Below are 15,921 nucleotides of genomic sequence, written 5' to 3'. Positions count from 1 at the left end.
CGGAACGCACCCACCCGCCACGTGGCACTCAGTGCGCCGGCGACCACACCCAGTCACGGACCTCCGGCAGATCCTCGAAGTGTTCGCGCACGTGATCATGGTGACGGGCCAGTTGGGCCCGGCAGTACTCGGCCAGCTCCGCACCCTTCTCCGGTGCGCGCCGTGACCGGGCGAGCGCCTCGAGCACCAGGTGATAACGGCTCATCCGGTTGAGCACCACCATGTCGAACGGCGTTGTGGTGGTTCCCTGTTCGTTGAATCCGCGGACGTGGAACCGGCCCGGATGGGTACGGCCGTGCAGGAGCTGGTGCACCGCCCGCGGATAGCCGTGGAAGGCGAAGACCACATCGGTGTCGCGGGTGAACAACTCGATGAACCGGTCCTCGGGCAGCCCGTGCGGATGGTCGGCGTGCGGCAGCAGGGCCATCAGGTCCAGCACGTTGACCACCCGGGTCCGCAGATACGGCACCCACTCGCGCAACAGCTGTGCCGCCGCCAGGATCTCCTGGGTGGGCACATCACCGGCACCGGCCAGGACGATGTCGGGTGCTCCGGCGTCGACACCGGACAGGTCACCGGATCGGATGCCGGCGCGCTCGGTACCCGCCCACGGCCAGATCGACGCGCCCGCGGCCGCCTGCTCGTTCGCCTCGTCGAGGGTCAGGTACTGCAGGTGCGGCTGTTTGTCGGCGACCAGCACGTTGACGTGGTCGCGGCTGCGGAAGCAGTGGTCGGCGATCGACAGCAGCGTGTTGGAGTCCGGCGGCAGCCAGACCCGCACCACGTCCGGGGCCAGCGGCAGCACCAGGTCGATCAGACCCGGCCCCTGATGTGAGAAGCCGTTGTGGTCGTTGCGCCAGCAGGTGGAGGTCAGCAGGATGTTCAGCGATGCCACCGGCTCCCGCCACGGCAGGCTCGTGGCGTGCTGCAGCCATTTGGTGTGCTGCACCACCATCGACGCCGACACCATCGCGAACGCCTCGTACGTGGCGAACAGGCCGTGCCGTCCCGACAGCGTGTAGCCCTCCAGCCAGCCCTGGCACAGGTGCTCGCTGAGCACCTCCATCACCCGGCCCGATGCCGACAGCCCGTCGTCGAAGTCGGTGGTCGGCAGCTGCCAGCAGCGGTCGGTCTCCTCGAACACCGCGCCCAGGCGGTTGCTGGTGGTCTCGTCCGGACAGAACAGCCGGAAGGTGCCGCCGCCGTCCGGGGTGGAGTTCTCGCGGTAGATGTCACGCATGAACTCGCCGAGCACCCGGGTGGTCTCGTGCACCACCACACCCGGTTCGTCGATCTCGAGGGCGTAGTTGCCGATCGGGGGCAACCGCAGCGGTCTGAGCAGGCGACCGCCGTTGGCGTACGGGGTCGCACCCAGGCGCAGATCCCCCGCCGGTGCCAGTGAACTGATCTGCTCGACGACCGCACCGTCGGCGTCGAACAGTTCCTCGGGCCGGTACGACCGCAGCCACTTCTCCAGGATCTCGAGGTGCTCGGGATTCTCCCGCACCCCCGACAGCGGCACCTGATGCGCCCAGTGTGTGCCCTCGATCTTCTTGCCGTCCACCACCTTCGGGCCGGTCCAGCCCTTCGGCGTACGCAGCACGATGGCCGGCCACCCGGTGTCGGGCTGCGCATCGTCGGGCTGTGCCCCATCCGTGCGGGCCAGGGCCTGGACGGCCCTGATCGTGCGGTGCGCCTCGACGATCGCCGCGCGTAGATCACCGAACACCGCAGCCGGATCGGTGCCCTCGACGAACACCGGTCGCCAGCCCTGACCGCCCAGATAGTCGGAGATCTCGGCGTCGGTGCTGCGGCCCAGCACCGTCGGCCCGGCGATCTTGGCCCCGTTGAGATGCAGGATCGGCAGCACCGCCCCGTCGCGCGCCGGGTTGAGGAATGCCGGGATCTTCCACGACCCCGCCAGCGGACCGGTCTCGGCCTCCCCGTCGCCGACGACGCAGGCGACCACCAGGTCGGGATGGTCGTAGGCGGCACCGGCGGCGTGCACCAGGGCATAGCCCAGCTCGCCGCCCTCGTGGATGCTGCCGGGGGTTTGCACGCTGACGTGACTGGGTATCCCGCCCGGCGTGGAGAACTGCCGGCACAGCCGCCGGACGCCGTCGGCGTCACGGGAGATGTGCGGGTAGATCTCGGAATAGGTGCCCTCGAGATAGGTGTTGGCCACCAGCGCCGGACCGCCGTGACCCGGGCCGGTGACGTAGAGCCATTCCGTCCCGGTGTCGGCGATGATGCGATTGAGGACCGCATAGATCGCCGACAATCCGGGGCTGGTTCCCCAATGTCCGAGCAACCGCGGTTTGATGTGTTCGACGGCCAGCGGTTCACGCAAGAGCACATTGTCCTGCAGATAGATCTGCGCGATCGTCAAGTAGTTCGCTGCGTCCCACCACCGGAGATCGGCGGCGAGATCGGCCTTTTCGTAGGAACGATGCGGTATCTCGCGAACGTCGGGCATGCGATTTCCCCTTCGCTTGAATCGATGGTGCCGTACGGACCGATTGCGCCGAATGCATAAATGGCGCACATCGATGGATTTCCCCTGCGATTCCTGACCACCTTCATACCCGCCATCGGCGACATTGTCAGGGTGTCAGCCGGAAGGACTCTGGCACTTCACCAACCTTTCATCGGAAATGGCTTGTCTGTCATGTTCGCATATGGCCACGAAATTCACCGGATCGATGAACGAAGGAAGTCACACAATGGGTTCGGTGGACGGGCTGCGACCGCACCCGCCCACCGTCACCCCTCGGCGCGACGATACGACTGGCGCGGACGCCCGGTCCCGCCGTACTGCAACGACATCGTGAGCCGGCCAGCACCGACCAGCGCGGCGAGGTGGCGGCGCGCGGTGGCCGCGGAGATCCCGATTCGTTCGGCGACCTCGTCGGCAAAGAGCACCGCGTCGGCGTCGAAGAGGTCCAGCACTCGCTGTTCGGTGTGCGAGACCGGCGTCCGGTCGGCGCGGGAGGTACCGAATCGCAACGCCGACAACGCCACATCCACCATGCCCTGATCGACCGTCGGTGCGGCGAGCGCCCGCCGGTACTGCGCGTAGCCGGCCAGGCGGCGGGCGAGTTCGGTGTCGGGGAACGGTTTGATCAGATACGCCAGCGCACCCGCCCGCATCGCGGTCCGCACCGCGTCGGCATCGGTCTCGGCACCCACCACGAAGCAGTCGCGGTCGAGATCGGCGATGACGTCGATCCCCGATCCGTCGGGGAGATACACGTCCAGCAGCACCAGTTCGATCTCCGGGTGATCGGCCAGCGCGGCGCGGGCGGCGGCGATCGATCCGGCCCGTGCCACCACGTGAAAGCCGCGCACCGCGTCGACGATCGCCGCGTGCAGGGCCGCCACACGGAAGTCGTCGTCGACGATGAGCACCCCGTGCCCGTCGGTGTCGGTCATCGGTGCCCTCCGGTCTCGGTGTCGGTGTCGGTGTGGCCACCGGGGTCGTCGGCGGCCGGGTCGTCGATCACTCCCGGCAAGCGTGCCACCAGCACAGCTCCGCCCAGATTCCCGCCCGGGTCGGCGACCACCACGTCCCCGCCGATCCGCCGCGCCAGCTGTCGCACCACCGCCAGGCCCATGCCGCGGCCGCCGGGCACCGCCGCATCCACCTTGGTGGTGACGCCCTCGGCGAAGATGTCGTCCGGGCGCTCGAAGGCGATACCCGGGCCCGAGTCGGCGACGGTGATCAGCATGGTGGTGGCGTCGGTCAGGATCTCGACCTCCACCTCGGCCTGCGCGGAGCCGGCGGCCGCGTCGATCGCATTGTCGAGCAGGTTGCCGACCACGGCGGTCACCGTGACCGCATCGGTGAGCCGGCCCTCCACCCAGGTCTGCGGACCCAGTCGCAGACCCACCCCGCGTTCGCGCGCGTGGGCGGCCTTGGCCTCGAGGAAGGCCTGCAGGTGCGGTTCGTCGACGTTCTCGATGCCGTCGATCGCCCCGCCCGCGCCGGTGCCGGTGAGTTCGTCGAGGTAGGCGCTCGCCTCGTCGACGTGGCCGTGCCGGAGCAGCCCGGCGAGGACGTGCATCCGGTTCGCGGTCTCGTGCCGCTGGGCGCGCAGCGCGGTGCTCATCACCCGGATCGAGTCCACCTCGCGGGCGAGTTCTTCGACGTCGGTGCGGTCGACGATGGACATCACCATGCCGAGGTCACGGCCGTCGGCGACGACATGATGCGATGACAGCAGGATGATGTTGTCGCCGATGGTCGCGGCCACCGGATCGGCGGTGGGGACGTCGAGGACGCTGCGCACCCGCGGGGTGAGCCCGAGGGTGTCGATGTGCCGTCCGACCGGACGCTCGAGGCCGAGCAGCGTCCGGGCGCGGGTGTTGGCGACGCGGACCACCCCGGACGGGTCGACGGCGAGCACACCGTCGCCGAGCGAGTGCAGCACCGCGCGCTGTTCGCGGACGAGTTCGGCGAGGTCGTCGGGTTCGAGCCCCAGGGTCAGTCGTCGCCAGCGCCGGGCGAGCAGCAGCGACCCGAGCGCCCCCACGCCGAGGGCGGCCAGCGCGATCGACACGGTGACCCCCACCGCATGCCGGGTGTCGGAGGCGAGCTTCGCGGTGGAGATCCCCACACTGACCAGGCCGACAGGTGCAGGTGAACCGGTCACGAAGATCGGGACCTTGGCGCGGACCGACTCGCCGAGGGTGCCGCGGTCGGTGGTGATGTCGACGTCGCCGGACAGGGCCGTCGACGGGTCGGTGGAGACGTGGACACCCACCTCGGCGGGGTCGGGGTGGGCCAGACGGATGCCGTCGGCGTTGGCGATCACCACGAACAGGGCCCCGGTGCGGCGGGTCACGGCCACCGCCTGGTGCTGCAGGGGTGCCGCGACCAGGGTGTCGTGGTCGAATGCGGTGCCCTGGTGTGCGGCGACCTGCCCGATCACGTCGGGGTCGGACGCCATGGTCTGGGCGATGGCGAGGGCACGCTGGGCGTACTCGTCGCGGATGCGGTCGTCGGCGCCGGTGACGACGATGCCGAACCCGACGCCGAGGCTGACCGCGATGACGGCGAGTTGCAGGAGCAGTACCTGCGTTCGCAATCGCATGCGGTCAGCCTAGGCAGTCGGGTGCGGTGGGTGGTCCGAATGAGGGCGCTGGTCAGAACGGGATGGCGCCGACCAGGACTCCGGTGCCGAGCATGACCAGCGACACCACGGCGGCGCGCCAGAGGACCTTCTTGTGGTGATCGGCCAGGCCCACGCCGGCGAGTGCGACGAGCAGCAGGATGGCCGGGACCAGCGGACTCTGCATGTGGAAGGTCTGGCCGGTGATGGAGGCGCGGGCCATCTCACTCGGGTCGATGCCGTAGCGGGTGGCGGTCTCCGAGAGCACCGGCAGGACGCCGAAGTAGAAGGCGTCGTTGCTCATCAGGAAGGTGAGCGGGATGGACAGGACGCCGATCACGATCGCCAGGTGCGGGCCCATCCAGGTGGGGATACCGTCGGCCATCCAGTGGGCGATGGCGTCGACCATCCCGGTACCGCTGAAGACGCCGGTCAGCACGGCGGCGGCGAGGACCATGGCGACCACCGACACGATGCTGGAGCTGTGCCGGGTGATGGCCTCCTGCTGGTCCTTCAGGTGCGGGAAGTTCACCGCGAGGGCGATGGCGGCGAAGATCATGAACAGCACCGGGATGGCGACGATGTCCATGCCGAGGATCGCCAGCAGGGCGACGGTGAGGGCGGCATTGACCCAGAACAGCTTGGGGCGCAGGGTCTTGCGTTCGGGGTCGAGGACGCCGGTGAAGGCCGAGTGGTCGTCGTCGCCCTGGACCGGCTGCGGGGCGTCGGGGCCGGATGGGATGTCGCGGCCGGATGGGGTGACCGGCAGGTCGGCGGTGTGCGGTGCGTCGTCGTCGCCGATGCCGGCGCTGCCGGTGCCGGTGCCGGGAGCATCGGAACCGGCCTCACCGTTCGGGCGGCGCCGGCCACCGATGCGGAACCGACGGCCAGTCGGGGTGCCGGTGGCGCCCCCGACGCCGGCACCGACGAGTTCGGTCTCCTGCGGGGCGAGAATCGAGTCCTTGACGACGATCCGGCCGATCCGACGACGCTCCAGCACGCCGAGGTGGAAGGCGAACAGCAGGACCACCAGCATGCCCACGGCCAGGGCCGGGACCATCGGCAGGAACACCGAGTTGGTGTCGATCTTCAGGGCGGTGGCGGCACGCGCGGTGGGGCCACCCCACGGCAGGATGTTCATGGTGCCATTGGCCAGGCCCGCCACCACGGTCAACACCACCGGGGACACACCGAGTTTGAGGTAGAGCGGCAACAGTGCAGCGGTGGTGATGATGAACGTCGTCGATCCGTCACCGTCGAGGGAGACCACCGCGGCCAGCACGGCGGTACCGACGACCAGTCGTGCGGGATCGTTGCGGACCATCCGGACGATGAATCGGACGATCGGGTCGAAGAGTCCGACGTCGATCATGATGCCGAAGAAGACGATCGCGAAGAACAGCATCGCCGCGGTCGGCGCGAGGGATGTGATGCCGTCGGAGATCATGTCGCTGATCCCGAGTCCGGCACCGGCGAACAGACCGAAGGCCACCGGGACGAGGATCAGCGCGACCACGGGCGTCGCGCGTTTGGTGATGATCAGGAACATGAAGGTGGCGACCATGGCCAACCCGAGTGCTACCAACATTGCCTTGCTCTTTCTGCCGAGTACCGACCACCTGTGTCGGCTGCTACCAGAGAAGTGTTGGCGTTACCCAGATCACAGTCACGCTTGTGCGCGTAACTGGTGTTTTGCGCATTACGCGCTGACGCCGATGACCCCACCCGGCGTCCACGGGTGGGGTCATCGACAAGGCTCTGCCGGGTGGACCGGCGAGAGAAGCTTCGGAAGGATCAGGCCCAGACCCAGATCCAGCGACGGCTGCGCGGGTCGAACTGACGCACGCGACGCTTGCGGCGGGCCGGGGTCTGGTTGTTCTTCTTGTTGGCGTTGCGCTGCTGGGGCATTGAGGCCCTCCCTCTTTTGTTGAGTCGAGATCCGCTGTGGGCGTTTCTCTCTGACGGACTCAACAATGCCGCCCCACCCTTGTGGCCCCATGGTGCTCACCTGCCAGGTTCCTGGCCGCGCCTTCCGTGGCACCGCGACCCGGGGTCAGTCGGGCAGCATCGGGGCATCGGCGCCGTGGTGGCGGCCGACGAGGACCGCGCGGGTGACCGCGTCCCGGCCGAAGCGGTTGCGCAGCTGATCCATCGTGGTGTCGAGGGCGGCACCGGTGTCCTCGGCGAAGGGCAGGGTGAGCTGGACGGTGTCGGCGTCGTCGAGGTTGGCCAGCGACACCCCGATCAGACTGCAGCCGCGTTCGGCGATCAGTGGTCTCACCTCGTCGAAGAGTCCCCGTGCGCCGGCCATGATGATCTCGGTGCGGTCGGTGGGCTCGGGCAGTGTGCGCGACCTGGTGGCGGTGGCGAAGTCGTGGAATCGTAACCGCAACACGATGGTTCGGGTGACACGCTCGGCGGCGCGCAGACGTTTGCCGAGGCGTTCGACGATGGCGATGATCGTCGCATCGATCTCGTCGGCCGAACGTGGCCGACGCCCCAGTGCGCGTTGGGAACCGATGGATCCGCGCCGCCTGCCGGTGTCGACCCGACGCGGATCCTGCGCCATCGACAGTGCGAACAGATGTCGCCCGGAACCCGGTCCGACGATGTGGGACAACGACTTCGGGCCGAGTTGTGCGATGTCGCCGACGGTGCGCACGCCGGCATCGGCGAGTTTCGCCTCGGTCACCGGACCCACACCCCAGAGCCGTCGGACCGGAAGTGGGTGTAGGAAGGCGAGTTCGGTACCCGGCGCCACCTCGAGGAGGCCGTCGGGTTTGCCGACCGCGCTGGCCACCTTCGCCAGGAACTTGGTACGGGCGAGGCCGACGGTGATCGGCAGGCCCACCTCGACCCGGACACGACGGCGCAGTTCCGCGGCAATAGCGACCGGGGTGCCGGCACTGCCCGGGGTGTGGCGCAGACCCGCCACGTCGAGGAAGGCCTCGTCCACCGAGATGCCCTCGACGAGCGGGGTGGTGTCGTGGAAGATCTCGAAGACCTCGCGACTGGCCTGCATGTAGTCGTCGAAGCGTGGGGTCACCACGATCGCGTCCGGGCACAGCGCCCGCGCCTCGTGGCCGGGCATCGGCGATCGCACGCCACGGGCCTTGGCCTCATAGCTCGCGGCGAGCACCACACCCCCACCCACGAGCACCGGCCGGCCCCGCAGGTGTGGATCGTCACGTTGCTCCACCGAGGCGTAGAAGGAGTCGAGATCGGCATGCAGGATCGACGCCTCGGCGCGGTCTGCACTGTGGACGTGCATGGCATGACCTCGCTGTTCAGAAGCGGTGCTGGGGCCGCCGGTCCGGGACTCGGCGTACCGGCGGTCGGGCCGCCGCCCCTGCAGCCTACCTCGAACATGTGTACGAGGAAAGGCCGCACGCAGTCCAGGTGGGTGGTCGGCTCGGATACGTTGGGACGAGCACAGTTCTGGGCGCGCCGGCCTCCGGTGCCCCGTACCGAAAGGACACCGATCATGTCCACCAGCCGTCTGGTGCCACCGGTCGCCGACGATCCGCATGCCCTCGACGGACTGCGTGCCGAGGTCCGTGACTTCGTCGCCGCGCAGCGCGACGGCGGGACGATCGGCCGCGATGTCGACAGCTGGCTGACCGGCTGGGACGAGAAGTTCTCGCGCGCACTCGCCGCCCGCGGCTGGCTGGGGATGACGGTGCCGGTCGAGTACGGCGGCCACGGCCGCAGCCACGTCGAACGATTCGTGGTGACCGAGGAACTGCTCGCGGCCGGCGCACCGGTGGCGGCCCACTGGATCGCCGACCGGCAGATCGTCCCGTCGCTGCTCAAGTACGGCACCGAGCACCAGAAACACCTGTTCCTTCCCGCGATCGCCCGCGGCGAGTGCTATTTCGGCATCGGGATGAGCGAACCCGACGCCGGCTCCGATCTCGCGAGCGTGCGCACCAGGGCGGTCCGCGTCGACGACGGCTGGTCGATCACCGGCACCAAGGTGTGGACCTCCGGCGCGCATCGCGCGCATGCGTTCATCTGCCTGGCCCGGACCGCACCGCCCGACCCGCAGCACCGCCACGACGGGCTGAGCCAGTTCATCGTCGACCTCCGGTCACCGGGCGTCGACATCCGCCCGATCGTCTCGATGAACGGCGGGCACCATTTCAACGAGGTGATCCTCGACGACGTGTTCGTCGCCGACGAGATGGTGTTCGGGTCGATCGGCGACGGCTGGACGCAGGTCACCTCGGAGCTGAGCTTCGAACGCAGTGGGCCCGAACGGTTCCTGTCCACATTCGAGCTGCTCGCCGAGACCGCCGAACAGATGCGGGCCGGTACCGTCCCCCACCATCCCGACCTCGGACGACACGTGGCACGGATCGCGGGTCTGCACCAGATGTCGTCGGCGGTGGCCGGTGCCCTCGAACGTCACGAGCCCGCCGACACCGCGGCCGCCGTCGTCAAGGTCCTCGGCACCTCCACCGAGGGCGACATCGCCGACTTCGCCGATCTGCTCACCGGGGACCACTCGTCGGTGCGCGCCGAGTACGACGCGTTGCTCGACGACGCGGTGATCCAGCGCCCCGGTTTCACGCTGCGCGGCGGCACCAACGAGGTCCTGCGCGGTGTGATCGCACGGGGATTGGGGATGCGCTGATGACGACACGACCGACCGTCGACCCCGATCTCGTGGCGATGATGTCGGCGGTGTTCGCCGAATACCGCCGCACGCATGCGCCCACCACCGGAATCGCCTTGTGGGACACCGGTTTGTGGACTCGACTCGAGGAGTTGGGTCTGGTCCGGCTGACCGGTGACGAGCAGGCCGGCGGCAGTGGCGCCGGCTGGTTCGAGGCCGCCGAACTGATCCGGGCCGCGGTCTGGCACGGGGTGCACATCCCCCTCGCCGAACACGACCTGCTCGCTGGATGGCTGCTCGAGTCGGCCGGGCTGGATGCCGGTCCCGCCCGCCGAACCTTCTGTGTGCTCGACGAATTCGGGGTGGTACGCGCCGTTCCGTGGGCCTCGCAAGCCGAGAAGATCGTGACGGTGTGGCGCGACCGCGATCGGTTCGTGGTCGCCGACGTCGACGCATCCGCACTCGGCATGTCCTCGGGTGCCAACCTCGCCGGCGAACCCCGGGACACGGTCACCGCAGAGGTGTCGTCGTTGTCGGGGATACCGGTGGCCGACACCGTGATCGACCAGATGATGCTGCGCGGAGCCCTCATCCGGGCACTGCAGGTGTGTGCCGCCCTCGACCGCATCGTCGAACTGTCGGTCACCCACACCACCGACCGCACCCAGTTCGGCCGCCCACTCGCGAAGTTCCAGTCCGTGCAGAACCTGGTCGCCGACATGGCCGCCGAGGCCGCGCTGGCCCGAGCCGCCACCCACGGCGCCCTCGCCGAGGCGGTCGACACCGACTGGTCGGGAAGCGGTCTCGAGTTCCGTGTCGCCGTCGCCCGTTCGTGTGCCGGACACGCGGCGTCGGTGGTGGTCCGCAACGCCCATCAGGTACACGGCGCGATCGGGACCACGATGGAACATCGGCTGCACGAGTTCACCAAACCCGCGCTGGCCTGGCGGTCGGAGTTCGGGTCGGTCCACCACTGGGACCAGCTGATCACCACCGCGGCGATCGCTGCCGGACGCGACGGTCTCTGGCCGCTGATCACCGGATAGGGTTGACCTCGGCTCGGATGTGGTTGCGGACAAGTCGATCTCACCGGGTTTCGACACGGGTCCTCGCCTGGCGACTCGGTCCCGGCTCAACCATCCAGTGGTGCACGATGGTTGAGCAACCTCTTAACCTAACCCGACTCAACCAGCCAGTGGCGCACGATGATTGAGCCGCCACCACACCCCACCAGCCACTGCCATACGATGGTTGAGCCGACGAGGAGCGAAGCGACGAGTCGAGTCGAAACCTCCGCCGGCCGAACTCGTCACGCAACCAGTCGACGTCAGCCCGCCCGCTGCACGCGCACGACGACGTCCTCGATGTGATGGCCGCCGCCTGCGGGGCGGCCCCGATCTCGGGTCTCGTCGGTGACCACCGTCCAGTCGTCGCCGAGCAGGCCGAGGAAGTCGGTGGGCTGAACGTAGTCGTCCGGATCGAAGCCGTGGGCGCGCACGCCCTCGGGCGCATGGGCAACCACCAGCAGGGTGCCTCCTGGCGCGACGGCGTCGACCAGTTTGCGGGCCACCGCAGCATGTTCGGTGGGGATCGGGAAGTAGTGGGCGGTGATCAGATCGTACGGGGCACCGGGTACCTCGTCGACGGTGAGATCGGCACGCGTCCACGAGATCTCCGGGCGGCCGTCGATCTCACGTGCCCGATCGATCGCGACCTGTGAGATGTCGACGGCGGTGACGGTCCAGCCGGCATCGGCGAGCCATCGGGCGTCGGCGCCCTCGCCGGAGCCCACCTCGAGCGCCCGGCCGGGCCGCAGATCCGAGACCTCCACCGGCAGCGCCGGATTGACGTGGGCGGTCCACAGGCGGTCGGTGTCGCGGTAACGGGCATCCCACTCGTCGGCGGAATGCGTGGTGACGGGTCCGTGCTCGTGTTCGCTCATGCCCCGACTCTGGCATGCCGCCGGGGCCGCGTCGAGGAGCATTGCCACATGCGCAAGAACACCCCGTCAGCGAGCGACGTCGACCACCGCGGCGATCCGGTCGATCGCCTCGGTGAGCACCTCCGGTGAGCATGCCACGTTGAGGCGCGCGAATCCCTTGCCCTGTTCCCCGAACGCCGGACCGCGATGCAGCGCGACACGGCCCTGCTCGAGGATCGGGTCGGCCGGGTCGTCACCCAGGCCGGTGGCGCGAAAGTCCAGCCACGCCAGATACGAGGCGTGCGGCCTGCGCATCGTCACCGACGGAAGTCGCTGTGCCACGAGGGTTTCCAACAGATCGAAGCTCTCACCGATGGTGGCCAGCACCTCGTCGAGCCACTCATCACCGTCACCGAATGCCGCCGCGGCACCCGCGCGCCCCAGGATGCTGGTGCGGAAGGCCACCTCCTCGGGCTGGCGGTCTACCAGTGCCCGCATCGGATTGGACCCGACCACGGTGAACGCACACTTGGCCCCGGCGAGGTTGAAGGCCTTGCTCGCCGAATGGGCGGCGATCCCCACCTCGCGGGCGGTGTCGTTCACCGCGAGGAACGGCACGAACTCCACCCCGGGATGTACCAGGGGCGCGTGGATCTCGTCGGAGATCACCACCGCACCGTGTGCGGCAGCCAGGGACGCGAGGGCCTCGAGGTCGGTGCGGGGATGCGGCAGGCCGAGCGGATTGTGTGGATGGCACAGGATGATCGCCCTGGCCCCGGCGACGAAGGCGTCGCGGATACCACCCAGATCCAGGCGCCACGACGAGCCCAGGTCCACCAGGGGCACCTCCACGGTGCGGCCCCCGGCCTCGGGCACGATGTCGAAGAACGGCGGGTACACCGGCGGGGTGATGATCACCGGATCCCCGGGTTCGATGGCCACCCGCAGCGCCTCGACCAGCACCACCGACACATCGGTCGTCGGGTGCACGTCGTCGGGCGCCACCGTCCATCCCCACCGGCGGTGGGCGAAACCGGCGAACGCCTCCCCGGCGGCACCGGCACTGCCGGCGTAGCCGAGATCGTCGGTGCGGATCTGCTCGATCATCGCCTCGGCGACCACCGGCGCGAGGGGATAGTCCATCTCGGCGACGAACAACGGCAACACGTCGTCGGGGTAGGTGCGCCACTTCTCACTGGTGCGACGGCGCAATTCGGCGAGCGGTGGGGCGGTCGGGCGCGGACGGGCGTTACCGGTGTTCACGTTCTCGTTGTACCCGCAACACCCTCGGCGCGGGCAGACTGGAGCGCATGGCCTTTCCCATTCGCATCGGTGTCCAGCTCCAGCCCCAGCACGCCCCCGAGTACTCCCTGATCCGCGACGCGGTCCTGCGCGCCGAGGATGCGGGTGTCGACGTGGTGTTCAACTGGGACCACTTCTATCCTCTCTACGGCGATCCGGACGGCGCCCACTTCGAGTGCTGGACGATGCTCGGTGCCTGGGCCGAGCAGACCGAGCGCGTCGAGATCGGTGCGCTGGTGACCTGCAACTCCTACCGCAACCCGGAGCTGCTCGCCGACATGGCGCGCACCGTCGACCACATCTCGGGCGGGCGGCTCATCCTGGGCATCGGCGGCGGCTGGTTCCAGAAGGACTACGACGAGTACGGCTACGAGTTCGGTACGGCCGGCACCCGCCTGGCCGACCTCGGCCAGGCGCTTCCGCGCATCGACGCCCGCCTCAAGCGCCTCAACCCCGCCCCGACCCGCGACATCCCGGTGCTGATCGGCGGCAGCGGCGAGAAGAAGACGCTGCGCTATGTGGCCCAGTACGCCGACACGTGGCACGGCTTCAACGACATCGAGACCTACCGGCACAAGACGGCGGTGCTCGCCGACCACTGTGCGGCGGTCGGCCGCGACCCGGAGACCATCGAGCGGTCGGCCGGCCTGCAGTTCAAGGGCGACGTGGATGCGCTGCTGCGCGATGCGGACGCGATCAGCGCCGAGGGCGTGTCCCTGCTGACCGTCGGCGTGACCGGTCCCGACTACGACCTGACCCCGCTGGAGGCGCTCTGCCGCTGGCGCGGCTGAGCCGGCCGGATTCGCCGTGGCGGTCCACGGACAGAGGACGAGACCGGCCATCCGGGCGGATGCGTTGACTAGATTGTTCGGCATGGCAACCGCTCGGATGACGCGTCTCGTACACGCCGCAGCCCTCATGATGATCACGCTGGTCCTGGCGTTGCTGTCGTCGGTGCTGCTCGGCTCGGTGCTGGCCGGTCGAGCCGACGCGCAACCGCCCGGCCGACTCCCCGAACCGGTGTCGGACCCGGCGGACGTGCTCACCGAGTCCCAGCGCGCCGACGTCGACGCCGCGGTCGACCGCCTGTACAGCGATCACGGCATCCAGCTGTGGGTGGTGTACGTGAAGTCGTTCGACGGCATGGCCAACGACACCTGGGCACGCCAGACCGCCGAACTGAGCCTGCTCGGCGACAAGGACATCCTGCTCGCGATCGCCACCGACGACCGCGAGTACCGGCTGACCGCACCGCCCAATGCGTCGACGGCCGACATCACCGACGCCGACCTCGCCACGATCGCCACCGACGACGTCGTACCGGCGCTGAAGAAGGCCGACTGGGCCGGTGCGGGGATCGCCGCGGCCGACGGCATCGCCGCGGCGATGACCCCGTCCAACACCGGCTGGATCGTCGCCGGGACGGTCGGCGGTGTCGCCGTCGTCGGCGGTGGCGGCGCGTGGATGTACTCACGGCGCAAGAAGCGGCGCGCGGTGGAGACCGGGGTGGAGGCATTGCGCGAACACGAGCTGACCGCCGACCAGCTCGTCGCGCAGCCGCTCGACGTGCTCGACCCGTGGTCGCGGGAGGTCCTCACCGACACCGACAACGCGATCCGCACCAGCGAGGAAGAGCTCGCCCTGGCCGTCGGCGAGTTCGGTCCGGCGCAGACCGCGCCGTTCCGCAACGCCCTCGACGATGCCAAGCAGGCACTCGCGGCATCGTTCATGCTGCGGCAGCGCCTCGACGACGACATCCCGGAGACCCCGGACGAGCGGCGCACCATGCTGCTGCAGATCATCACCACCTGCACCGACGCCGACAAACGACTCGACGAACAGGTCACCGGCTTCGACGAGATGCGCAACCTGCTGATCAACGCGGCGGCCCGCTTCGACCAGATCACGCGCTCGCTGGTGGATCTGCGGACCCGGATCGAGGCGTCGACGACGCAGCTGGCCGACCTCGTCGCCCGCCACGGCGAGCAGACCTGCACCCCGATCCTGCACAACGTGGACCTGGCCCGCGAGGAGATCGACTTCGCCGAGCGCAGCGCCGACCAGGGCCGGACCGCGATCGCCCGCCCGGCCGGTGAACAGGGGCCGGCGGTCGCCGACATCCGGGCCGCCGAGGGCGCCATAGACCAGGCCACCAAACTGCTCGACGCGATCGACAACGCGGAGGGCAACATCGCCGCGGCCCACACCCAGATGCCGGCGCTGATCACCGAGGTGGAAGGCGAGCTCGCCGAGGCGGCGCAGCTGACCACCGACGGCGGGCCCGCGCTGGCGACCGCGGTACAGACCGCGTCCGCCGCCCTGGCCGCGGCGAAGTCCGGCTTCGCCACCGACCCGCTGGGGGTGTTCACCGCGCTGGTCGACGCCGACGCCGAACTCGACGACGCGCTCGACGCGGCGCGCGGTGCCGCCGCCGAACGCACGCGTCGTGCCGAGGTGCTCACCGCGGCGCTGACGTCGGCCGACGCCAAGGTGTCGGCCGCCCGGGACTTCATCGCCACCCGCCGCGGCGCGGTGCAGTCGGTGGCCCGCACCCGGTTGTCGGAGGCGGAACGGCTGGTGCAGGACGCGCACGCCGCCTCGACGTCCGACCCGGTCACCGCCACCGACACCGCCCGCCGCGCGGGCTCGCTGGCCGATCAGGCGCTGATGGCGGCCCAGGGTGACGTGGTCAGTTGGCAGCGCACCCAGCAACCGCCGCGCCAGCACGGATCGGCCGCCGGCGCCGTACTGACCGGCGTGCTGGTGGACAGCTTCCTACGCGGCGCGACCCGCGGCGGCGGATACGGCGGGCATCGCGGCGGCGGCTACACCAGCGGTGGCCGCAGCCCCGGTTCGTTCGGTGGGTCGTCGAGCTCCGGACGGATCGGCACCGGCGGACGGTTCTGATCCCACAACCCCGGCCACGACGCGGGTCGGGTGACGCCGGTTGCGTGACGAGCTCGGCCGGC

Annotated in this window: 11 protein-coding genes; 4 read left to right on the top strand and 7 right to left on the bottom strand. The window is 69.5% G+C overall.

Translation table 11 applies throughout. The features are described from left to right. Nucleotides 1-28: 28 nt before the first annotated feature. From GD1_RS07590 to dinB, 5 genes are all read right to left on the bottom strand, one after another. On the bottom strand, nucleotides 29-2,476 hold the full coding sequence (locus GD1_RS07590) for a phosphoketolase family protein (RefSeq protein WP_059036563.1): 2,448 nt from the start codon (nucleotides 2,474-2,476) through the stop codon (nucleotides 29-31). A 287-nt stretch (nucleotides 2,477-2,763) separates the two neighbouring features. Beyond that, nucleotides 2,764-3,432 (bottom strand): response regulator, encoded by a 669-nt coding sequence (locus GD1_RS07585; protein WP_059036562.1) that lies wholly within the window; start codon nucleotides 3,430-3,432, stop codon nucleotides 2,764-2,766. Continuing rightward, nucleotides 3,429-5,093, bottom strand: coding sequence for a sensor histidine kinase (locus GD1_RS07580; RefSeq protein ID WP_059036561.1), 1,665 nt, complete (start codon nucleotides 5,091-5,093; stop codon nucleotides 3,429-3,431). The genes GD1_RS07585 and GD1_RS07580 overlap by 4 nt, the downstream gene beginning before the upstream one ends. 52 nt (nucleotides 5,094-5,145) lie before the next feature. After that, on the bottom strand, nucleotides 5,146-6,699 hold the full coding sequence (locus GD1_RS07575; protein WP_059036560.1) for a CitMHS family transporter: 1,554 nt from the start codon (nucleotides 6,697-6,699) through the stop codon (nucleotides 5,146-5,148). Between the two features lie 465 nt (nucleotides 6,700-7,164). After that, nucleotides 7,165-8,382 carry a DNA polymerase IV gene (gene dinB, locus GD1_RS07570; protein WP_059036559.1) on the bottom strand — a complete coding sequence of 406 codons (1,218 nt, stop codon included), beginning with the start codon at nucleotides 8,380-8,382 and terminating at the stop codon, nucleotides 7,165-7,167. A gap of 213 nt (nucleotides 8,383-8,595) precedes the next feature. Here dinB and GD1_RS07565 point away from each other — a divergent pair, with 213 nt between their 5' ends. Then, complete coding sequence (locus tag GD1_RS07565; RefSeq protein ID WP_059036558.1) at nucleotides 8,596-9,747, top strand: acyl-CoA dehydrogenase family protein; 1,152 nt, start codon at nucleotides 8,596-8,598, stop codon at nucleotides 9,745-9,747. After that, on the top strand, nucleotides 9,747-10,775 hold the full coding sequence (locus GD1_RS07560) for an acyl-CoA dehydrogenase family protein (RefSeq protein WP_059036557.1): 1,029 nt from the start codon (nucleotides 9,747-9,749) through the stop codon (nucleotides 10,773-10,775). Before GD1_RS07565 ends, GD1_RS07560 begins: the two co-directional genes overlap by 1 nt. Nucleotides 10,776-11,056: 281 nt before the next feature. Here GD1_RS07560 and GD1_RS07555 read toward each other — a convergent pair whose 3' ends face one another. Together GD1_RS07555 and GD1_RS07550 are read right to left on the bottom strand one after the other, a co-directional pair. Then, nucleotides 11,057-11,671: a class I SAM-dependent methyltransferase gene (locus GD1_RS07555; RefSeq protein ID WP_059036587.1), complete on the bottom strand. Its 615-nt coding sequence runs from the start codon at nucleotides 11,669-11,671 to the stop codon at nucleotides 11,057-11,059. 66 nt (nucleotides 11,672-11,737) lie between these two features. After that, nucleotides 11,738-12,913, bottom strand: a complete 1,176-nt coding sequence (locus GD1_RS07550; RefSeq protein ID WP_059036556.1) for a MalY/PatB family protein — start codon at nucleotides 12,911-12,913, stop codon at nucleotides 11,738-11,740. 47 nt (nucleotides 12,914-12,960) lie between these two features. Between GD1_RS07550 and GD1_RS07545 the strand changes: the two genes are divergently transcribed. Further along, nucleotides 12,961-13,743 (top strand): LLM class F420-dependent oxidoreductase, encoded by a 783-nt coding sequence (locus tag GD1_RS07545; RefSeq protein ID WP_059036555.1) that lies wholly within the window; start codon nucleotides 12,961-12,963, stop codon nucleotides 13,741-13,743. 127 nt (nucleotides 13,744-13,870) lie between these two features. Beyond that, entirely contained in the window at nucleotides 13,871-15,859 is a 1,989-nt protein-coding gene (locus tag GD1_RS07540) for a TPM domain-containing protein (protein WP_373855267.1), read from the top strand. The last annotated feature ends 62 nt before the right edge of the window (nucleotides 15,860-15,921 follow it).

This window comes from Gordonia desulfuricans NBRC 100010 (assembly GCF_001485495.1).
GTDB classification, from domain to species: domain Bacteria; phylum Actinomycetota; class Actinomycetes; order Mycobacteriales; family Mycobacteriaceae; genus Gordonia; species Gordonia desulfuricans.
This window is presented reverse-complemented; position numbering and strand designations above follow the sequence as displayed.